18 protein-coding genes, 1 pseudogene and 1 riboswitch are annotated in these 20,928 nt (G+C 40.6%); of the genes and pseudogenes, 11 read left to right on the forward strand and 8 right to left on the reverse strand.

Annotated elements, in window-relative coordinates; genetic code table 11:
- From NSB03_RS16450 to NSB03_RS16475, 5 genes and pseudogenes are all read right to left on the reverse strand, one after another.
- Positions 1-191: pseudogene (locus NSB03_RS16450) on the reverse strand (hypothetical protein); the annotation flags it as partial.
- A 320-nt stretch (positions 192-511) separates the two neighbouring features.
- A complete protein-coding gene (locus tag NSB03_RS16460; protein WP_217938523.1) occupies positions 512-1,516 on the reverse strand; it encodes a winged helix-turn-helix domain-containing protein in 1,005 nt (334 codons plus the stop codon).
- A gap of 409 nt (positions 1,517-1,925) precedes the next feature.
- Positions 1,926-2,897 (reverse strand): Rpn family recombination-promoting nuclease/putative transposase, encoded by a 972-nt coding sequence (locus NSB03_RS16465; protein ID WP_257466512.1) that lies wholly within the window; start codon positions 2,895-2,897, stop codon positions 1,926-1,928.
- Between the two features lie 366 nt (positions 2,898-3,263).
- Positions 3,264-3,953: a YMGG-like glycine zipper-containing protein gene (locus tag NSB03_RS16470; protein WP_024988329.1), complete on the reverse strand. Its 690-nt coding sequence runs from the start codon at positions 3,951-3,953 to the stop codon at positions 3,264-3,266.
- Between the two features lie 20 nt (positions 3,954-3,973).
- On the reverse strand, positions 3,974-6,349 hold the full coding sequence (locus NSB03_RS16475; RefSeq protein WP_024988330.1) for an ATP-dependent helicase: 2,376 nt from the start codon (positions 6,347-6,349) through the stop codon (positions 3,974-3,976).
- Positions 6,350-6,666: 317 nt separating this feature from the next.
- On the opposite strand from NSB03_RS16475, the gene NSB03_RS16480 reads away from it, so the two are divergent.
- The 8 genes from NSB03_RS16480 (at position 6,667) to NSB03_RS16515 (ending at position 13,450) form a co-directional block, all read left to right on the forward strand.
- Positions 6,667-7,284 (forward strand): superoxide dismutase, encoded by a 618-nt coding sequence (locus NSB03_RS16480; protein ID WP_024988331.1) that lies wholly within the window; start codon positions 6,667-6,669, stop codon positions 7,282-7,284.
- Between the two features lie 134 nt (positions 7,285-7,418).
- A riboswitch (TPP riboswitch) is annotated at positions 7,419-7,512 on the forward strand.
- Positions 7,513-7,572: 60 nt separating this feature from the next.
- Positions 7,573-7,773: a sulfur carrier protein ThiS gene (gene thiS, locus NSB03_RS16485; protein WP_024988332.1), complete on the forward strand. Its 201-nt coding sequence runs from the start codon at positions 7,573-7,575 to the stop codon at positions 7,771-7,773.
- Positions 7,774-7,777: 4 nt separating this feature from the next.
- Positions 7,778-8,395, forward strand: coding sequence for a thiamine phosphate synthase (locus tag NSB03_RS16490; protein WP_024988333.1), 618 nt, complete (start codon positions 7,778-7,780; stop codon positions 8,393-8,395).
- 53 nt (positions 8,396-8,448) lie between these two features.
- Positions 8,449-9,225 carry a thiazole synthase gene (locus tag NSB03_RS16495; protein ID WP_024988334.1) on the forward strand — a complete coding sequence of 259 codons (777 nt, stop codon included), beginning with the start codon at positions 8,449-8,451 and terminating at the stop codon, positions 9,223-9,225.
- 34 nt (positions 9,226-9,259) lie between these two features.
- Positions 9,260-10,954 carry a phosphomethylpyrimidine synthase ThiC gene (thiC, locus tag NSB03_RS16500; protein WP_024988335.1) on the forward strand — a complete coding sequence of 565 codons (1,695 nt, stop codon included), beginning with the start codon at positions 9,260-9,262 and terminating at the stop codon, positions 10,952-10,954.
- Positions 10,955-10,958: 4 nt separating this feature from the next.
- Positions 10,959-12,083 carry a 2-iminoacetate synthase ThiH gene (gene thiH / locus NSB03_RS16505; protein WP_024988336.1) on the forward strand — a complete coding sequence of 375 codons (1,125 nt, stop codon included), beginning with the start codon at positions 10,959-10,961 and terminating at the stop codon, positions 12,081-12,083.
- Between the two features lie 4 nt (positions 12,084-12,087).
- The gene (locus tag NSB03_RS16510; RefSeq protein ID WP_257466513.1) at positions 12,088-12,780 is read left to right on the forward strand and encodes a HesA/MoeB/ThiF family protein; all 693 of its coding nucleotides are present in this window, start codon (positions 12,088-12,090) and stop codon (positions 12,778-12,780) included.
- A gap of 61 nt (positions 12,781-12,841) precedes the next feature.
- Positions 12,842-13,450 carry a thiamine phosphate synthase gene (locus NSB03_RS16515; RefSeq protein WP_024988338.1) on the forward strand — a complete coding sequence of 203 codons (609 nt, stop codon included), beginning with the start codon at positions 12,842-12,844 and terminating at the stop codon, positions 13,448-13,450.
- Between the two features lie 96 nt (positions 13,451-13,546).
- On the opposite strand, the gene NSB03_RS16520 is transcribed toward NSB03_RS16515, so the two are convergent.
- From NSB03_RS16520 to NSB03_RS16530, 3 genes are all read right to left on the reverse strand, one after another.
- Positions 13,547-14,116 carry a porin family protein gene (locus NSB03_RS16520; RefSeq protein ID WP_024988339.1) on the reverse strand — a complete coding sequence of 190 codons (570 nt, stop codon included), beginning with the start codon at positions 14,114-14,116 and terminating at the stop codon, positions 13,547-13,549.
- 187 nt (positions 14,117-14,303) lie between these two features.
- Complete coding sequence (locus NSB03_RS16525; RefSeq protein WP_024988340.1) at positions 14,304-14,819, reverse strand: outer membrane beta-barrel protein; 516 nt, start codon at positions 14,817-14,819, stop codon at positions 14,304-14,306.
- 130 nt (positions 14,820-14,949) lie between these two features.
- Complete coding sequence (locus NSB03_RS16530) at positions 14,950-15,636, reverse strand: IS5 family transposase (protein WP_024988341.1); 687 nt, start codon at positions 15,634-15,636, stop codon at positions 14,950-14,952.
- Positions 15,637-16,027: 391 nt separating this feature from the next.
- Between NSB03_RS16530 and NSB03_RS16535 the strand changes: the two genes are divergently transcribed.
- From NSB03_RS16535 to NSB03_RS16545, 3 genes are read left to right on the forward strand one after another with little or no spacing between them, the layout of a single operon-like run.
- A complete protein-coding gene (locus tag NSB03_RS16535; RefSeq protein WP_024988342.1) occupies positions 16,028-17,044 on the forward strand; it encodes a DUF1848 domain-containing protein in 1,017 nt (338 codons plus the stop codon).
- A 4-nt stretch (positions 17,045-17,048) separates the two neighbouring features.
- Positions 17,049-19,718 carry an AAA family ATPase gene (locus NSB03_RS16540; protein WP_024988343.1) on the forward strand — a complete coding sequence of 890 codons (2,670 nt, stop codon included), beginning with the start codon at positions 17,049-17,051 and terminating at the stop codon, positions 19,716-19,718.
- 7 nt (positions 19,719-19,725) lie between these two features.
- The gene (locus NSB03_RS16545) at positions 19,726-20,673 is read left to right on the forward strand and encodes a PGN_0703 family putative restriction endonuclease (protein ID WP_205096531.1); all 948 of its coding nucleotides are present in this window, start codon (positions 19,726-19,728) and stop codon (positions 20,671-20,673) included.
- The last annotated feature ends 255 nt before the right edge of the window (positions 20,674-20,928 follow it).

The following is a 20,928-nucleotide window of genomic DNA, read 5'->3' on the forward strand; positions in this document are numbered from 1 at the left end:
ATCCGAAAAGGATAGCGGAACAAGGCTGTATCAAGCTCTATTACTTCTCCTCTCAATTCTTTCTCTTTCGGAAAATCGGAATACTTATCAGCCCAAAAAGCTTTTTGAGATTGTGAGCACGAAGATAATAGTCCAACTACTAATATTAGTAGTAGAAGCTTACCATTCCAATATAAATGGTTCGAAAACATACTTTACTTTTTCATGATTTAAAGAACAATCCACAGAACCAGTGCCAATACATCTAGTTGTAGGATTTTCACCGGCAGCCAATGCTTCCACATTATTCAATAGAATAACATTTTGTACATCACTTCGTTCCGCCTTCCTGGAAAAGAAAACAGAAGCAAACACAACTAAAGAAAAAATTTCAAATACCTTTTCATACTATGATATAAATTAATTGTTTTCGTCAAAAGTAGACATTTGGTTAGAATCTGGAAAATTTTGTTTGTGAGAAATTGTGAGAACTGCTGTGAGAAATTTCTCACAAACAGTTTTCATTTGAGAATCAACGTTTTAGGACAGCCAAAGAATGGACATTACCTGATGATTCAATAGACAAATTCACAGAATTCTCCCGAAAGAATGCCCGTAAATCAGACAGTGCACGACGTACCCTATCTCCCGCGTTACTATCCCCCTGTCTCCATAAACATGAAATAATCTCTTCTTTACTCACAGTATAATATGGAGCTTTCAGAAATAACAAAAGCAAAGATGCAGATTGAGGACGAACCTGAATTTTTCGATCATCTACATAAAATTCATGCAAATCATAAACATAACGCAAATTCGCCAAATGTATTTCCAATTGAGATACATCTTCTACTGAAGAAACGTTCTGCTTTATTTCTTTTCTTAGAAAATAGACAAAACAAACAAATAAAAGGATAAGAAGGATAAATTCTCCAATAACAACCATTTTTATTGAAGCATTTTTAAGAACTGTAAACCATGAATACCGAATAAAAGGTTCCACTTCAATTTCATTGGAAAGTCCGGCACAAATAGTACTAATCTTTTTATATTTAGGCAAAAACAAGGTAGAATCTCCACAGGTTAGTACATAGCTACTATCGACATGAACATGTATTTGTAATGCGTGCCTAGAAACAATATTAGCTTCAGACATCTTTTTACCCCATAAAGCTAAGAAAGCATCAGCATCAACCCCTTCTTTTGCTAAAACGGTATGATGCATTTTATTTTCAATATCTGAACTGACTATAATCTTATTTGTTTCAATCAAAATATCTTTTATTTTTTTACCTTCAGCACTGGTTACAGTACAATGCTCAAATTTCCTATCCGGTCCTATTTTATAGCCAGCCTCATACAATCCCAGTGCCTTATATTGTGCATTGAGTCCATCTTCTATTGCCTCCAATAAAGTTATTTCAGCTTTTCCTTTAAGTGTAACTTCTCCTGATGTATAAAGCATTCGTTCTAATGTAATTGCAAGAATTATCATTAAAATAAAAAAGAGTAAAGCCATTCGTCTGTCTGAATTCATAATCTACACCAATAACAAATTATTATAAATAGTTCTTATCATGTTTCTTTTTATATATTTCTCAGCCACAAAGATAACATTATTTAATTAATTAACGAATAAGCCAAACAATATCTATAGTGAGAGAAACAAAATTCTTGCAGTTTCAGCAGAGAATGCTCTGACGAAATATCATAATTAGCACTTTATTACAAACTATATGCACCACAATAACATATAAGCAGAAGCAATACAGATTTTCATAATGCCTGATTACTCGCATATTTGCTTGAGCGCCATATACTGTTCAGATTTCAAACAAGAGAAACGCATACAGTATCCTATTTTTATGAATAAAAAAACGCTCCCTGTATAAATGGAAGCGTTGTCTTTATCATTTTAAAATTCACAATTTTCTGTGGTAATCCTACTACAAGCTTTTTATTTCTTCAATGGATAGTCCTGTAACTTGCGAAATGGTATCAAGTGGAATATTCAAAGATTTCATATTATGTACCATTTCTCTTTTTTCTTCCATGCGACCTTCCATAAGTCCCTCGGCACGGCCCTCAGCATGACCCTCAGCACGACCTTCCGCACGACCCTCGGCACGACCTTCTGCACGACCTTCCGCACGACCTTCCGCACGCTCGGTATATATATTATCGCGTAGAATCACTATATTATCCAAATGACGATAATAAGCATTTAATTCTTCTTTAGTCATCTTATCCAGTTTCAAGCGTTGACGAGCCTCATCCAACCCCGGTGCTGTCGCACCATCAGGTATATCACCTGTATTCATATAATAAATCCATTCTTCCAACGGGCTACGGGCCACTTGATTGAAATCATTGACCTTCAGAATATAATATTCGGGATAAAGCTGACTGACACTATCGACTTTGAATGTCTGTTTCTGGAAAGGAGTCAATTCCAGAACATCTCCCTGATGGATTCCGCGGAATTCTGTTTTTCCATGATATACGATATCCTTTCCACTTCCTAAAGAGAAATATACAATATTGACACTATATACTTTCCTTACTTTGTCATACCCTTCCCCGCGGTTTATGTATTCGGTCACCAATTTAGAAGTGCCGAATAACATACGTTGGAAATACGCATACTCATTATTGTTTTGAACTTCAATCAAAATGAGTTCACCCTTTGAGTTTTCCGCAAGCATATCCACCCGATTATACTTGTCAAACTCGTCCTCTTGATTGCTTTCACTTTCCAACAGTTTCTGAATGACTATCTTTTCATTTAGAAGAGTGGTAAGAAAACCCTCGAGAACTGCAAAATTGGCTTTATTACGCAACAAGCGTTTCATTGCCCAATCGAAACGAATATAATTACTTGCCATAAGTTCGTCTCCTTTACCGTTTTCTTTTTTCATGCTGACAAAGGTAAGCAGAATAATGTTTGATTTCAAATAAAGTGCTCCATTTTTATGTATGGTCGTGTTTTAATATGAAAGTAACTTCTCCAACCAAGCTTTCACCTCCTCAGCAGTAGGATGAGTAGCCAATTCCAATAAAAAAGAAAAACAATATCCTATCAATAATAAGAATGTAATGTACTATCAATAATAACTATCGACAACAAAAAAACACATGTAATTCCTATATGGAGATGGCTATTAAAATGGTGACGCTATCCCACCAACATAGTGACGGTATGTGCTCAGGATAGCGTCACTATCCCAGGCACATACCGTCACTATATTTATGCCAGATATTTCCGGACTATTTTCCCCTTAAAATCAACGTTGCGTAGGCAAAGTAAACTCCTGAGAATCGCAAATCATTCCATTCTCGTCCGCCACTGCTACACGGAAAGTCACTTCACCGTCTTTCAGCTTCTCGCCCGCATGAATCGAGGCAGTGTAACGGATGCCTTCGCCCGGAAGGATTTCCTCTATCATCACCGAAGGAGAGATGCCGAGATGTTTCACCTTTCCGACCGTTTCTACGACAGGAACCACATTATATACGGGCTTCCGGCCTTCGTTCATAATTTCAAAGATTATCTTACTGTTCTCCCCTGCATCAATCACATGACTGCGGTTATCATCAATAAAACGAATCCTGCACAATTTCAGTTGGGCAAGCGGTCGCTGAATCTGCTGCGGCTGCTTCTTGTATTTCTGAGCACGGACTTCACGCACTTCAGGAACATAAGCGTCATCTTCTATCGGGGCTTGTTTGGGTGCAGTCAACACGCCTCCGATAGCTGCTCCGGCAATAGTTCCTACAATATTTCCGATGGCAGAACCACGGTAACCGCCGCGCCAGCTACGATTATTATCTCCGATAAGCCCGCCTATCGAACTTCCCAGACTGCCACCGATAGAAGCACCTGCCACGATAGCTCCCGGATTCCCCATACGCCCGGACGCACATCCGCTCAAAATCAAAGCGGAAAGCAAAATTACTGTTAGTTGTTTCTTCATGAGCCTCTCTATTTTTTATCTTATTCTATCACCTTAAAACGGGCGAAACGCAATAATAGTTGCTTGTCACCCGCATTTTTGAAATGAATGGTGGCTTTTGCGTTATCTCCCGTTCCTTCCACTTTTATCACTTCTCCGAGTCCGAAACGCTCATGTTCTATCATTTGCCCGGCTTGTACACCTGCTACCGATGCCGAACCGGAAGATACTGCCTGATTTCCCCCACTGCTGCCTATCGTACTCACCTTCTTCAAGTTTCTCGGTACACTGGGAGCTATAATCTGCGCCTTCGGTCGTTCACGCTGTTCAGACGAAGATGTACTTCCGAAAGGTGTACGCGATGGAGAAGCAAAACGGATAAATCCGCCTTCTATCTCTCTGCGGAAGCGTCCCGCACCTTCATCAACCAAACGGCTGACTCCTGCTTCGTGCGGCATCCGTAAATAGTCAATATCAATATCCCGCAAGAAACGGCTGGGACTTCCAAACTCCATCTTTCCATAACGGAAACGGGTTTTGGCAAACGACAGATAACAATGTTCTTCCGCACGGGTAATGGCCACATAGAACAAGCGGCGTTCCTCTTCCAACGCACATGGCGAATCTCCTACCATGCCGCTAGGGAACAAGTTTTCTTCCATACCAACCACAAATACGTTCTTAAATTCCAATCCCTTGGCGGAATGGACAGTCATCAAAGTGATCTTCTCCCCATCATCTGCCTTATCGGAATCTTGGTCGGTAAGCAACGAAATCTCCGAAAGGAAATCGGTTAGGGATATATTCGGATTGCCTTCTTCCTGCCGTAAAGCGCAGAAGTCATTCATACCGTTTACCAACTCTTCTATGTTTTCCTTGCGGCTCAGATTCTCCGGAGAAGTGTCCTGACAAACATCATTGATAATGCCGGACTGGCGGATTATATCTGTTCCTATCTCATAAGCGTTCTTATCCGCCTGATCGGTAATAAAACCTTCTATCAGTTCACGGAAACCCTGAAGTTTGGTATGCATCCCTTTGTTGATATTCAGTCCGTAGCTTAACGGTTCGCAAAGCGCTGTCCACAGGCTGACTCCATTATCAGTGGCTGCCGATATTATTTTGCCGACGGTAGTATCTCCAATGCCACGGGCAGGATAATTGATGATACGCTTGAACGCTTCTTCGTCATTCGGATTCACCACCAGACGAAAATAAGCAATAACGTCTTTTATCTCCTTTCGTTGGTAGAACGAAAGTCCGCCGTAAATCTTATAAGGCATCGTTCGCTTCCGAAGAGCTTCTTCAAAAATACGGCTTTGCGCGTTCGTACGATACAGGATAGCAAAATCAGCATAACCGTAGGAATGTTCGCGGCGCAGTTCGGCTATCTTATTCGCCACAATATCCCCCTCTTCCACATCGCTGTATGCCTGGAACACACCGATAGCTTCCCCTTTCTCTTTCTTGGAGAATACGGCTTTCCGTATCTGACGCTCATTCTTCTCAATCAGGCTGTTGGCAGCACAGACAATGGTCTGTGTGGAGCGGTAATTCTGCTCCAGTTTAAAGACTTTTGTATCAGGATAGATTTTCGTAAAATAAAGGATATTGTCAATATCCGCTCCACGGAAAGAATAGATGCTTTGTGCATCATCCCCTACGACACAAACACGCTGGTTCTCTTTGGTGAGTTGCAGAACGATGCTGTGTTGGGCATAGTTGGTATCCTGATATTCGTCTACGAGCACATAACGGAACTGCTCCCGATAGCGGGCAAGCACATCCGGAAAATCACGGAACAGAATGTAGGTATATACCAGCAAATCATCAAAATCCATAGCTCCCGCCTGGCGGCACCTTTCCCAATAGCGGGTATAGATGTCACGGATAGCGGGCATCTTAGCCGCCATATCGCCTTCATACGCTTCCTTATTGGCAGCATAGCCTGTAGGAGTGACCAGATGATTCTTAGCATTGGAGATGCGGGATTGCACAGTCCCCGGCTTATAGGTCTTTTCGTTAAGCCCCATTTCTTTGATGATGGAACGGAGCAGGCTCTTACTATCGGCAGTATCATAAATGGTAAACTGGGAAGTAAATCCGATATACTGCGCTTCGGCACGAAGGATTCGGGAGAATATGGAATGGAAAGTCCCCATCCACAAATAACGCGCCCGCTCCATACCCACCTGGCGGGCAATACGCTCTTTCATCTCACGCGCCGCCTTATTGGTAAAGGTCAGTGCGAGGATGTTCCACGGATTGTAACCGTTCTCAAGCAAATAGGCAATTTTATAAGTCAACACGCGCGTCTTTCCCGAACCTGCACCGGCTATCACCAGTGAAGGGCCGTCGTTGTAAGTCACTGCTGCACACTGACTTCTATTTAATTCCTCTATATAATTGGTATTCATAACAGCATTATAAAAACAATGAGTTTTTTAACAAACTCTTGGCGTTCAATTTTGTTCTCAATACAAAAGTATAACATTCATGCGAGAATGAAGGTATTTTTACGATTTTTCATCACTAACTATTTTAACCTAACCCCCAAAAGCAATGAACCGTGAGATATTATAATGCGGGACAATGGATTTGCCGTACGAACCGGGAAAACCCGAAAGAAGTGGAACGGATACAGTATATTTATAAATAAAACAAGATACTGTGAACATTTTGCGGAAGGCTTCTGTTATTATAGTATATCAAGCCAATTAAAACTTGTAACATTATGAATAGTATATTAATGTCTTTAATTATAATGACCATGACTTACGAAATGCCTAAACTTCCTTACGCAAACAATGCGTTGGAACCTGTAATCAGTCAGCAAACAATAGGTTTCCATTACGGGAAACATCTACAAACGTATGTAAATAATCTGAACAGCCTCGTTCCGGGAACAGAATATGAAGGTAAAACGGTGGAAGAAATCGTTGCCACAGCACCGGACGGAGCTATATTCAATAACGCCGGACAAGTATTGAACCACAACCTGTATTTCCTGCAGTTTGCCCCGAAACCAACAAGGAAGGAACCGGCAGGCAAACTGGGAGAAGCTATCAAAAGAGACTTCGGCAGCTTTGAAAACTTCAAAAAAGAATTCAATGCAGCAGCAGTAGGATTGTTCGGCTCGGGATGGGCGTGGTTGTCCGCTGACAAGAACGGTAAACTGCACATCACCAAAGAAGGAAACGGCAGCAACCCTATACGTGCCGGATTGAAGCCGCTTCTCGGATTCGATGTGTGGGAACACTCTTATTATCTGGATTACCAAAACCGCCGTGCCGACCACATCAACGCCTTGTGGGACATTATCGACTGGGAGGTAGTCGAAAAAAGAATGTAACCGGATTTATTAACTAAACTATATTAATGAAAAGGTCGTTGTGAAAATCACAGCGGCCTTTTTTACGACAATAATGAAAAAAAAAATCTGCCGATTTAGTGTTTTTCTGTTTCTTTTTCGCTTACTTTGCCCCCGTAAAGACAAAGGGGTGCCCCATGAGGGGCTGAGATTATACCCTAAGAACCTGATGCAGTTAGTACTGACGTAGGGATTGTGTTTCTTCTTATCGCCTTTCTATAAAAGCACGCTCTTTGTATTTACTTTCAACTTATTTATTCTGATAGGACAATGAAAGTACAAGTGAACAACAAAGAGGTGGAAATGATTCCCGACTCTACCCTGACACAACTGACAGCGCAACTCGAACTTCCGGTTCAGGGCATCGCTATCGCCGTAAACAACAAAATGATTCCCCGCACCGAGTGGGAACGTTTCACGCTTCATGAGAACGACAACCTGGTTATTATCAAAGCGGCTTGCGGAGGATAACGGAATGGTCAGTCTACAATTTATCACGCATCAGACCGAACGGTATTCGTACCTCGAATCGGCACGCATGGCTCTCGAAGGCGGATGCAAATGGATTCAACTACGTATGAAGGAGGTTTCTCTCGAAGAGGTGGAAGCAGTAGCTCTGCAACTGAAACCGCTTTGCAAAGAACATGAAGCTATGTTAATTCTCGACGACCACGTCGAACTGGCCAAGAAGCTCGAAGTGGACGGCGTGCATCTGGGTAGGAAAGATATGCCTATCGACCAGGCACGACAGATACTCGGAGAAGCCTTTATCATCGGTGGTACGGCGAATACATTCGAAGATGTCGTACAGCATTACCGTGCCGGAGCCGATTATCTCGGCATCGGTCCCTTCCGGTTTACTACTACCAAAAAGAATCTGAGCCCTGTACTGGGTTTGGAAGGATATGTCGCTATCATGTCACAAATGAAAGAAGCGAACATCGAACTGCCTGTCGTAGCTATCGGCGGAATTACCGCTGAGGATATTCCCGCCATTCTCCGTACAGGAGTCAACGGGATTGCTATGTCCGGCACGATTCTACGCGCGGAGAATCCGGTAGAGGAAACACGGAGAATCATTGATAGTGATTAATAATTTGTCAGATGATAAATGGGAATTTAGCTATACACTTAAATATACACAAAATGGAAAAGTTAGTAATTGCAGGACGCGAGTTTAACTCCCGTCTTTTCTTGGGAACAGGAAAATTCAATTCCAATGAAGTAATGGAACAGTCCATCCTGGCTTCGGGCACAGAGATGGTTACGGTTGCCATGAAACGTATCGACATGGACAACAAAGAGGACGACATGCTGAAACATATTATCCATCCGAATATCCAGTTATTGCCCAATACTTCCGGCGTGCGCGATGCGGAAGAAGCTGTATTCGCCGCACAACTGGCCCGTGAAGCCTTTGGAACAAACTGGCTGAAACTGGAAATCCATCCCGACCCCCGTTATCTGCTTCCCGACTCTATCGAAACATTGAAAGCTACGGAAGAGCTGGTAAAACTGGGCTTTGTCGTATTGCCTTATTGCCAAGCCGACCCTGTACTCTGCAAGCGTCTGGAAGAAGCCGGCGCAGCGACCGTTATGCCGCTCGGTGCTCCGATTGGCACAAATAAAGGTCTGCAAACCAAAGAATTCCTGCAAATCATTATCGAGCAAGCGGGTATCCCCGTTGTAGTGGATGCCGGTATCGGCGCGCCAAGCCATGCTGCCGAAGCGATGGAGCTGGGAGCTTCTGCCGTATTGGTGAACACGGCAATCGCCGTTGCCGGAAACCCGGTAGAGATGGCAAGGGCTTTCAAAGCCGCCACCGAAGCCGGAAGACAAGCTTACGAAGCGGGATTAGGGTTACAAGCCGATAATTTCATAGCGGAAGCAAGTTCACCTTTAACTGCTTTTCTAAATAAATAATTATGAATAAGTAGTTGATAATAAAACAACAATTATGGAACAAAGAATAAAATTCCCCCGCTCTCAAAAAGTATATTTACCCGGCAAACTTTTTCCGAATATCCGCGTGGCTATGCGGAAAGTGGAACAAGTGCCCAGTGTCAGTTTTGAAGGCGAAGAAAAGATAGCGACACCAAACCCCGAAGTATATGTATATGACACCAGCGGGCCGTTCAGTGATACAGAGATGAATATCGACCTTAAAAAAGGATTGCCGCGAATGCGCGAAGAATGGATTGTCGGTCGCGGTGATGTGGAGCAGCTTCCTGAAATCACCTCTGAATACGGACGGATGAGACGGGATGATAAAAGTCTCGACCACCTGCGTTTTGAACATATCTCCCTGCCCTATCGTGCGAAAAAGGGAGAAGCCATCACCCAAATGGCATATGCGAAAAGAGGCATCATCACCCCCGAAATGGAATACGTAGCCATCCGCGAAAATATGAATTGCGAGGAGTTGGGAATCAAGACGCATATCACTCCAGAATTTGTCCGCAAGGAAATAGCTGAAGGCCGTGCTGTACTGCCTGTCAACATCAACCATCCGGAAGCGGAACCGATGATTATCGGACGTAACTTCCTGGTAAAAATCAATACGAATATCGGAAACTCGGCTACAACTTCGAGCATTGATGAAGAGGTGGAAAAAGCATTGTGGAGCTGCAAATGGGGCGGTGACACTCTGATGGACCTCTCCACAGGAGAGAACATCCACGAGACACGCGAGTGGATTATCCGCAACTGCCCCGTTCCGGTCGGTACGGTTCCTATCTATCAGGCACTCGAAAAAGTAAACGGTGTGGTGGAAGACCTGACTTGGGAAATCTATCGGGATACTTTGATTGAGCAATGTGAGCAGGGAGTAGATTATTTTACGATTCATGCGGGTATCCGTCGCCATAATGTGCACCTTGCCGACAAGCGGTTGTGCGGCATTGTCAGCCGTGGGGGAAGTATTATGAGCAAATGGTGCCTGGTGCACGACCGGGAAAGTTTCTTGTACGAGCATTTTGACGATATTTGTGATATTCTGGCAAAATATGATGTAGCGGTATCCTTAGGTGACGGACTACGTCCGGGTTCCATCTATGATGCCAACGATGAAGCCCAATTTGCAGAACTGGACACGATGGGAGAACTCGTGCTCCGCGCTTGGGACAAAAATGTACAAGCATTTATTGAAGGCCCCGGCCATGTGCCGATGCACAAGATTAAGGAGAATATGGAACGCCAGATTGAGAAGTGCCACGATGCGCCATTCTATACGCTCGGCCCGTTGGTGACGGATATTGCTCCGGGATACGACCATATCACTTCCGCCATCGGTGCAGCACAGATAGGCTGGTTGGGTACGGCAATGCTTTGTTATGTAACTCCGAAAGAACACCTTGCCTTGCCGGATAAAGAGGATGTACGCGTAGGAGTCATCACCTATAAAATTGCCGCTCACGCCGCAGACCTTGCCAAAGGGCATCCGGGCGCACAAGTACGGGACAATGCATTGAGCAAAGCTCGTTATGAATTCCGCTGGAAAGACCAGTTCGACTTGTCTCTCGACCCGGAACGGGCACAGACATATTTCCGTGCAGGACATCATATTGACGGAGAATATTGCACGATGTGCGGTCCGAACTTCTGTGCGATGCGGTTATCACGTGACTTAAAAAAGAGTAAAAGAAATGATTAATAAAATGTTCTCAGACGAATTAGAAAAAATATCCTGGGAAGAGACGACAAAAGCCATCTATTCCAAAACAGATGCCGACGTACGCCGTGCGCTAAGTAAGAAAGAGCATTTGGATGTCAACGACTTTATGGCGCTGATTTCACCCGCCGCCACTCCTTATCTGGAAGTGATGGCACATCTCAGCCAAAAATACACGATGGAACGGTTCGGCAAAACAATCTCCATGTTTGTCCCGCTCTATCTGACTAATTCATGTACTAACTCCTGTGTCTATTGCGGCTTCCACATCAGCAATCCGATGAAGAGGACGATACTGACAGAAGAAGAGATTATCAATGAATACAAAGCAATCAAGCGGTTGGCTCCTTTTGAGAATCTCCTGCTCGTGACGGGTGAGAACCCTGCGGCAGCCGGAGTTCCGTATATCGCCCGTGCGCTGGATTTGGCAAAGCCTTATTTCAGCAATCTGCAAATTGAGGTAATGCCGCTTAAAGCGGAAGAGTATAAGGAACTGACAAAACATGGACTGAACGGTGTAATCTGTTTCCAGGAAACTTACAACAAGGCAAACTACAAGACGTATCATCCAAGAGGCATGAAATCTAAATTTGAATGGCGAGTCAACGGTTTTGACCGCATGGGACAGGCAGGTGTACATAAGATTGGCATGGGTGTCCTTATCGGTCTGGAAGAATGGCGGACAGATGTAACGATGATGGCATATCATCTGCGCTATCTGCAAAAACATTATTGGAAAACCAAATACAGCGTAAACTTCCCACGTATGCGCCCGTCGGAAAATGGAGGTTTCCAGCCGAACGTTATCATGAACGACCATGAACTGGCGCAACTGACATTCGCCATGCGTATCTTCGACCATGATGTGGACATCTCCTATTCTACCCGTGAAAGCGCAGAAATCCGGAATAACATGGCAACACTGGGCGTAACAACCATGAGTGCGGAAAGTAAGACAGAACCGGGGGGATATTACAGTTATCCCCAGACATTGGAGCAGTTCCATGTCAGCGATGAACGGAAAGCGGTTGAAGTGGAACGTGATTTGAAGAAGTTGGGGCGTGAACCGATTTGGAAGGATTGGGACCAGTCTTTCGATTTTAAAAGATAAGCGGATGCGATACGACAGGCAAATAATTCTTCCCGAAATCGGAGAGGAAGGTCAGAGAAAACTGCAGAAAGCAAAAGTTCTTATTGTAGGTGTGGGAGGGCTGGGCTCTCCCATCGCCCTTTACCTGGCGGGTGCCGGTGTGGGGTACATCGGACTGGCAGATGATGACGTGGTAGGTATCAGTAATCTGCAGCGGCAAGTGCTTTATTCCGAGAAAGAGTTGGGCAAGCCTAAGGCAGTTTGCGCAGCGGAACGGCTCTCTGCCCTCAACAGTGAAATCAAGGTAGCACATTACCCTACCCGACTGACAGAAAATAATGCCCGTGACATTATCCGGGAATATGACATGGTTGTGGATGGCTGCGACAACTTCACTACACGTTACCTGATTAATGATATTTGTATCGAGCAGGGAAAGCCGTACATATATGGTGCTATCTGTGGTTTCGAAGGACAAGTTTCAGTATTCAATTACGGCAGCCGGAAGAAAAGCTACCGTAACCTTTATCCTGACGAAGAGGAAATGAAACGGATGCCGCCACCCCCTAAAGGGGTGATGGGAATAACTCCCGCCGTCGTAGGAAGCATTGAAGCTACGGAAGTCCTGAAAATAATTTGTGGTTTTGGCAACGTTTTAGCGGGTGAACTATGGACTATTGACTTGCGGACATTGCAATCTAACAAATTTTCACTATAAACATTGGTTTGTGATATAGTTAATTGCTAACTTTGCTAAACAATCCAAGTTAACAAAGGAAATGAAATTAATTGTAGTCACTACCCCCACTTTCTTCGTTGAAGAAGATAAAATTATTACCGCTCTTTTCGAAGAGGGTCTGGATATTCTACATCTTAGAAAACCGGAAACTCCGGCTATGTATTCAGAACGATTACTGACACTTATCCCGGAAAAATATCACCGTCGCATTGTCACACACGAGCACTTTTACCTGAAAGAGGAATTCAACCTGATGGGAATCCATCTGAATGCACGTAACCCGAAAGAGCCGCATGACTATGCGGGACACGTCAGTTGCTCCTGTCACTCTGTCGAAGAAGTAAAAAATAAAAAGCATTTCTATGATTATGTTTTCATGAGTCCTATCTATGACAGTATCTCTAAAGTGAACCACTATTCCACATATACTGCCGAAGAATTGCGTGAGGCCCAGAAAGCTAAAATCATTGATTCTAAAGTAATGGCATTGGGCGGTATCAATGAAGATAACCTACTTGAAATCAAAGATTTCGGTTTTGGCGGAGCTGCCGTACTGGGTGACCTTTGGAATAAATTTGATGCTTGCTCGGACCAGAATTACCTAGCTGTGATTGAACATTTCAAGAAGTTGAAGAAGTTGTCGGATTAAAGAGAAAAACTTACATTTATTAATCTTATTCACTCAATAATAAAAAAGCCGTTGCAAATCATCTTCTGCAACGGCTTTCTTTGCTATATACTGTTATCAGAACTTATATCCTACAACAATAGAGAAGTTCATGTTTTTAGGATTACCCACTTTCTGTACATCTACCAAACCAAACTGACCATCCAAGCCTGCAATGATTCTGCCAAATTCCAATGCTACTCCAACACCAAGGCCTGCATCAAAGCGCTTCAAAGCATCATCACCGAAAGTATCTTCCTTATATTCCACATTACCCATATCAGCTTTCACTTTTCCTGCAACACCACATGCAAAATAAGGTCCTGCATTAACCACAAGATTCGTATTATCAGCTACATTGAAACGAGCCGCCGCCATTACTGGTAATTCCAGATAATAAGCATTGATTGTAACTTCATCTTTCTTAGCACCTTTACCAGTCAGAAACAAAGAAGGTTGCAATGACCATGTGTCATCAAAAGCGTATTCAAAACCACCACCAAGTTTGAAACCAACTTTTGCATTCAAATCAAGATCACCTGTATAATTACTAAAATTCATACCAACCTTAGCATTCCAACCTGCAATCTGAGAAAAACCTGCTACTGAAATCAGTGCAAATAGTACAAATAAAACACTCTTCTTCATAATTTTAAAGTTTTAAATTAATACTCAAGGACTATACTTCCTTATTGTTTATTGCACAAATGTATAATTGTAATTCGTATTAAACAACTTTTTCGTTAACAAATGCGTAAATTATAGGGTTTATACATAAAGAAAGGGAATTCCCTATTTTAGGGAACTCCCTTTCCTATTTCTTGTTCGTTTTTTATCAGAATTCGTAGTGAAAGCCAAAAGACAAGTCTTCGCTACTAAGTTCAAGGCCGAAAGAATCTCCGGAAGTATTTATGTTTCTACGATAGCCCAAGAAACCATATTTGGCAACGAAAGAGAAATGCTTGTTCAGTTTAACAGCAATACCCGGTCTGATACCGATCTGCCCTGCTTTGTTAGTATCACCATCTTTAATCTTAGTAAAGCCAATAGCAGCAGTTCCGTCCAAGAACAAACGAACGGCATTATTTTGATAATAAGACCAACGGATATACGGAGCAACCGATACAGCATTTGCTGTTAAACCTTCATCATATTCATGTGAATAATTCAACTCGGCACCCAATGCCCATGTTTCATTAAAGTTATATCCGATTTCCGGAGCCACTTTAAATGATGTAGTGTTGTCTGTACTGTTACGCCAAACGTTCAAAGATCCGCCTACGTAAATGTCTTGTGCCTTTACGGCGATAGTTACCAACATGACAACTACCAATAATAAACTCTTTTTCATCTTCTTTTTTTTAAAATTATACCATTAGACCCCATTGGATCCATTTTCCAAGGTACAAAAGTATAACCCTTTTCTTGATAAAACAACTTTTTAGTTAGTTTTTTATAAAATATACAGTTTTAGAGCCTGTTTAAATTTTCCTCAATAATAATCTTATAGTGGCTAATTTGACCATTTCCTCTGCCGAATCGAATGTTAGTTCATAGTTTCGGCAGAGCCTTCTATTGTAATCCATCCATGAGAATGTTCTTTCCACAATCCATCTCTTTTGAATGGGTCTGAATCCCTGTTCCTTGTACGCACTGATAACAACCTGAATGACATATCCGAATTTCTTTTTTATGTTGTCGACAAGTTCTCCTCGGTAACCTCCATCGGCAAGGATGTTTTTTACACTGGAGCACATCTCCTTAAGAACCCTCATCAGCAAATAAGCGGCTTTACTGTCATGCACATTAGCTATGGTGACCATAACGGCAATAAGAAAGCCATTCTTATCCACTATGACATGCCGTTTTATGCCTTTTACCTTTTTATTTCCATCAATACCGTTCAAAGAAGCATTGTTCCCCCATCTGACGCTTTGACTGTCCATAATTCCTACACTGGGTTCCATGCTTTGACCGCGTTTCACACGTACATGCCCACGTAATTTCTCTAACAACAAGTCAAAATCCAATTGAGAGGCCCATTTGCGATAGTAGTAATAGACCAACTGCCACTTGGGAAAGTCAAGAGGAAGCATCCGCCATTGACAACCTGTCTTTACCAGGTAAAATATAGCGTTCCAAATCAATCGCAAACACGGCTCTTTCATTTAACTTTGATGCTATAATGCACCACTGTTAATCAGGTAGTTATATGTAACTGTTACGCAATGGCTGTGTTAATCTCATTTTGGATAAAAGGGTTAATGGCTTTTAACTGACTATCGGTCATGCACTTTGAAAATTCCAAGCATTTTTAAATGAAAGAGCCGTGAATCGCAAATCATATTTTCGCTTTCTTTCTTGCAGGTTCAATACTTTTGTTATATATTGCCACTCGGTTTCCGTTAAATCTGTCTGATACATCTTTTTTAAAGTTTGGTCGCTTCAAAGAAAGAAATAATCTGGCGGATACGGAAACCTCTTTAGAAAAAGATTTCAGTCATTTTTAAACAGGCTCTAAAGTTATTAGAAAAGAACTGATTACAGTAAACAGTAAAAATGGAAAAGATAAAGATAAATACAGACGATGGTATAAGTGTAGAAGCAAGTGCACCAATAATTGTGTCAGCAAGCCGTGCTACAGATATACCTGCCTTTTATGCAGACTGGTTCCAGGAAAGGCTGCATAAAGGATACTCAGTTTGGAAAAACCCTTTCAATGGGGTAAAATCTTATGTGGCATACGATAAGACAAGGCTTATTGTATTCTGGTCAAAGAATCCGACTCCACTTCTTAAGACAGGAGGTTTATTGGACTATTTAGATAATAGAGGCATAAATAGCTATATCCAGTTTACATTGAATGACTATTATGAAGAGAAACTGGAGATGGGTGTACCATCATTAAGTAATAGAATGGATACATTCAAGAGGTTGGTTGATAGATTAGGATATGGAAAAGTAATATGGAGATTTGACCCATTGATATTAGCCAAAGGTTTGATAGTAGATGATCTCTTGGAGAAGATTTACAATATAGGAGTCAAATTGAACGGATATACAGAGAAACTTGTCTTCAGTTTTGCTGATATTTCGTCATATAAGAAGGTACAGAACAATCTCTATAAGAACAATATTCAGTATAGAGAGTTTTCACAGGAAGATATGATAGAGTTTGCTACTGGGCTCGTGGATATGAACAAGGAATGGAAACTCGAACTAGCTACGTGTGCAGAAAAGATAGACCTGGATATGTTTGGTATCAAGCATAACAAGTGTATAGATGATGAATTGATGATAAAGTATTTCTCTGATGACATGCTGCTGATGAACCATATAGGTGTAGAAGTTACGAAGGATATATTCGGAGAGATTAGTGTTGAATATAAGAAAAACAAGAAAGATAAAGGTCAAAGGAAAGTCTGTGGATGTATAGACAGCAAGGATATTGGAGAGTACAATACATGTCCGCATCTTTGTGAATACTGTTACGCAAATTCGAGCAAGGAGATTGCTAAACAGAATTATATGAAACATAGAGAAAATCCGCACAATGAAAATATAACCGGTAGATAAAGGAATGAGAGAATACTATGAACATATAAAAGCGAAAGCATCTCTTTCTATGCAAGATGTAATAGAAACATGTAAAAGTTTAATGCCTTCAGATTATAAGACAAGACCATATAGATTTCCAGATCTTCATAATGGTGTTGCTTTATTAGACAATGAAGATGCTTTAAATTGTTATATTGCTGCCTATGGGGAAATGCATATGATAAAATGTAGATCAGCTTTACAGAACTTTCCTTTTGATAATATATCAGGGAGTATTGAAATTGTTGATTGGGGATGCGGGCAAGGTATTGGTTCAATGTGTGTTGTTGACTGCTTTAAAGAACATGATTTACTACAATGGTTAAAACAAATAACACTTATAGAACCGTCAAAATTTGCATTGGAAAGGGCAGAAATAAATCTTACAATTGCAACTAATGGTGCTGTATGTATACAGCCAATACAAAATTATTTACCTGGAGCAGGAAAAGAAAATGAAATTCATGAATTAGGTTACAGATATAAAAATGTTATTCATATATTTTCTAATATACTAGATATTGATAGCATTGATTTAGGTAAACTGGCAAATATTGTAAGTGATAAAAGCAGAAATAATATTATTCTATGCATCGGGCCTAAAAATAGTAATGCATATAAGATTGAACAGTTCTGTAGTATCTTTGGTGAACAGGATTATTTTTCTAATGTAGACGATTCCCAATATGGAAAAACATCAGACACATTTTATACGTTTACATGTAAAACCAAATGTTTTGTTTACAATGGAAATCCTTTAAATGTAAATAATATTGAAAATATTATGGTACCGGATTTTACAGACAGTAAAAATACGGTATATAATGAATATGATCCACGTCTCGCGGTTCAGAATGGTATTATATCTGAAGAATTACGTTTAATATACTTGTATTTATTAAATCAGATTTCACCCAATGACATTATTCTCATAAAACAAAAAATATATGGAAAGAAAGCAGACTTGGTATTGATATGTGAGAAGAAAGGGATATTGATAATAAACATCTGCAATAGATTTTTAACAAAATCAGATGTATTTGATGATGTTAACGAAGAGAATGAACTCGAAGAGAATGATATTAATCCAATTGAGGACGAAAATAATATATTTATAAAAGACATCGTAGAAACACGTCTTGAATTTTTTAGACAAAATGAATTATTATTCAAGAAAGCAGAAGAGGATAAGAAGAATTATTCATTGGTAAAAACTGCTATTTTTTTTACAGAAAATACGACTGAGGAGATAAAAGAAATATTTGAAAAAGAAGATACTAAATTTATTTCTTTGTTAGGTAAGGATGTCATAAATAATAAAACAAGAATGATGTCTGCATTAAATTGGTTGAATTTAAATCAAGAGCGTGAGTCTTTCGATAAGCAGTTGTTTTATAGTATATTAAAAGAATTAACACCCAAATGGCATTCTTACAGACAAGGTAAATCTATAAATTTAACTACGATACAAAGGAATCTTTCACAAAGTATAGCTAAAAGGAAACAAAAAATTAGCGGTGTTGCAGGGGCTGGTAAAACTCAAGTTCTTGCAACTAGGGCTGTAAACGCTCAAATTAGAACTGGTGGTAATATACTTATTTTGACATACAATAAAACTTTATCCAACTATTTACGATATCGCATCAATGAAGTAAGAGCAGATTTCTATTGGAACAAGCTACATATTAGTCACTATCACCATTTTTTTAAGGAACAAGCTCAAACTATTGGAAAACATGTATATTTTAATTCATTTGATGATACATACTTTTTTGATGGTAAAGAGAATGAAATAGATCATTTTGATGCCATATTTATAGATGAAGTTCAAAGTTATAAAAGTGAGTGGCTTCAAATTCTTTATAATAAATTCCTGAATGAAAATGGCGAATTTGTTGTTTTCGGAGACCCTAAACAGAATATATATAATAGAGAAATTGATTCGAATGGAGATATTCGTATAGGAGTTATTGGAGGAGAATGGAATCGACAATTAAGTAAATGCCACAGATTTGCAAACAACCAATTGACAAGTTTAGCCAAGAAATTTCAAAATGATTTTGGCTTTATAAATGCTGACAATTTTGAAAAAGCAGAATTGCTCCAAGATGGTATGTTTACTTGTTTAAAGTACATGTATAACAATTCAGGAATAAATATAAATAAGTTGGTGCAAATTATATCTAGTATATTAAGAATTGAAGGCTTTGATGTCAATGAGACTGTAATCTTAGGCCAAAATTCTATTATCCTAAAAGACATAGAATACAGCTATCGGAAAACAACAAATGAGCCAACCATAACAACTTTTATACCAATAGATGAAAAAAATAAATTAAAGGATGACACAGTAAAAAAGTTGAAATTCACTATGATGGATAGAGGATTAAAATTCACTATGATGGATAGAGGATTAAAATTCTCAACAATTCATAGTTTCCAGGGATGGGACGCTGCAAATGTAATTATATTATTACAACCTGAGGGTGATGGTAACGGTTATACAATAAATAGTTCACTAAATAAACCAGAAGTAATATATACGGCTATAACGAGATCAAAGCAAAATATAGTAATTATAAATAATGGAAATACGTTATATCATAATTTCTTTAAAAGGAATATGATTAATGAGGACTACACAAATAAATAGAAAAATAATGGATAATATATATGGAAACCAGTGTGGAAGCGATAATGCTTTCACCAGGAAAGCAAGGCTCCTCCAGTCCATGTACAGAGTGGAGATAGGTGAAGAGGAAGGATTCGGACCTACAAGAGCCTCCAAGCGGAAATACGGGAACATGATCAGTGGTGGTGAAGTGTCCGGAAAGAACTTCCTGATGAAGGAGACTTTCGAGTATGCCAAGGTAAGAGTGGCCAACAAAAGGGAAAATGAGACGATAGACGGGTTCAGGCTGTTCAACAACCTGCTTTCGAGCCAGCCGATGGCATTCAACCTGTTCCATCCCCTGATGTTACTGTTGAAGCAGGATCCGGCAATGGTTACGCTTGCTGTGAGGTCGGTCTTCAGGAACTTCCCGGTATTTGAGGTGACGGAAATCGGTCTGGAGTTTATTCCTACACCGATTGACAAGTACACGAATGATAAGTCTGCCATGGATGCGTATATCCGATTCGTGGATAATAAGGGCGGCAAGCATATCATCGCCATCGAGACGAAATATACGGATGTGCTCGGAGTGAACGAGGCCAGCCGTTGTGAGGAGCAGAAGCAGATGCTCGTTGATACCGGTCTGTTCAGTACGGACTTTGAGGAGCTGTTGATGGGAGGTAAAGTAAAACTTACGCAGATTTACAGAAACCTTTTGCTTACAGAACGGTACAGGATGGTTGAAGGACTGAAGGATTCGTATTCAGTAGTGCTTTCGCCAAAGGAGCATCCGTCAACCGAAGAGGAAATCAGGTCGGTTACGGAGTTCCTGAAGCCGGAGTATGCCTATAAGCTGAGTGCTGTTACTTTGGAGGATTTTGTGGATGCGATGATACAGTATCTGCCGGAGTATTATGCTCATGTCTATGAGAGGTTCAGGGGGAGATACTTAGAGTTTGGGAAGGTGGATATAGAACTATATCAGAACAGATAAGAAAAAGTAATAATATGTTACATAGTACATACGCACATAAATATACTTATGAGGATCCTAAAACTTCCTCTGTTTTCGAGAACCTTATGTTGTTGCCAGATAATGTATTTTGGCACATACTAAAGTCTTCTTGTTTCTATAATGAAAGAATGTTGGTTAATTCAGGTAAATTATTATCTTAAGTAGATGTTCATAATTGGTTTATATCATAAGGTTTTGATACCTTTGCCTCATAAAATTCAAATATGCACTTAT

This window comes from Bacteroides acidifaciens, assembly GCF_024623065.1.
Classification (GTDB): domain Bacteria; phylum Bacteroidota; class Bacteroidia; order Bacteroidales; family Bacteroidaceae; genus Bacteroides; species Bacteroides acidifaciens.

Coding starts and splice junctions, on each gene's coding strand:
- NSB03_RS16460 (WP_217938523.1), bottom strand. CDS start 1,516: ATGAATTCAGACAGACGAATGGCTTTACTCTTTTTTATTTTAATGATA.
- NSB03_RS16465 (WP_257466512.1), bottom strand. CDS start 2,897: ATGAAAAAAGAAAACGGTAAAGGAGACGAACTTATGGCAAGTAATTAT.
- NSB03_RS16470 (WP_024988329.1), bottom strand. CDS start 3,953: ATGAAGAAACAACTAACAGTAATTTTGCTTTCCGCTTTGATTTTGAGC.
- NSB03_RS16475 (WP_024988330.1), bottom strand. CDS start 6,349: ATGAATACCAATTATATAGAGGAATTAAATAGAAGTCAGTGTGCAGCA.
- NSB03_RS16480 (WP_024988331.1), top strand. CDS start 6,667: ATGAATAGTATATTAATGTCTTTAATTATAATGACCATGACTTACGAA.
- thiS (WP_024988332.1), top strand. CDS start 7,573: ATGAAAGTACAAGTGAACAACAAAGAGGTGGAAATGATTCCCGACTCT.
- NSB03_RS16490 (WP_024988333.1), top strand. CDS start 7,778: ATGGTCAGTCTACAATTTATCACGCATCAGACCGAACGGTATTCGTAC.
- NSB03_RS16495 (WP_024988334.1), top strand. CDS start 8,449: ATGGAAAAGTTAGTAATTGCAGGACGCGAGTTTAACTCCCGTCTTTTC.
- thiC (WP_024988335.1), top strand. CDS start 9,260: ATGGAACAAAGAATAAAATTCCCCCGCTCTCAAAAAGTATATTTACCC.
- thiH (WP_024988336.1), top strand. CDS start 10,959: ATGTTCTCAGACGAATTAGAAAAAATATCCTGGGAAGAGACGACAAAA.
- NSB03_RS16510 (WP_257466513.1), top strand. CDS start 12,088: ATGCGATACGACAGGCAAATAATTCTTCCCGAAATCGGAGAGGAAGGT.
- NSB03_RS16515 (WP_024988338.1), top strand. CDS start 12,842: ATGAAATTAATTGTAGTCACTACCCCCACTTTCTTCGTTGAAGAAGAT.
- NSB03_RS16520 (WP_024988339.1), bottom strand. CDS start 14,116: ATGAAGAAGAGTGTTTTATTTGTACTATTTGCACTGATTTCAGTAGCA.
- NSB03_RS16525 (WP_024988340.1), bottom strand. CDS start 14,819: ATGAAAAAGAGTTTATTATTGGTAGTTGTCATGTTGGTAACTATCGCC.
- NSB03_RS16530 (WP_024988341.1), bottom strand. CDS start 15,636: ATGAAAGAGCCGTGTTTGCGATTGATTTGGAACGCTATATTTTACCTG.
- NSB03_RS16535 (WP_024988342.1), top strand. CDS start 16,028: ATGGAAAAGATAAAGATAAATACAGACGATGGTATAAGTGTAGAAGCA.
- NSB03_RS16540 (WP_024988343.1), top strand. CDS start 17,049: ATGAGAGAATACTATGAACATATAAAAGCGAAAGCATCTCTTTCTATG.
- NSB03_RS16545 (WP_205096531.1), top strand. CDS start 19,726: ATGGATAATATATATGGAAACCAGTGTGGAAGCGATAATGCTTTCACC.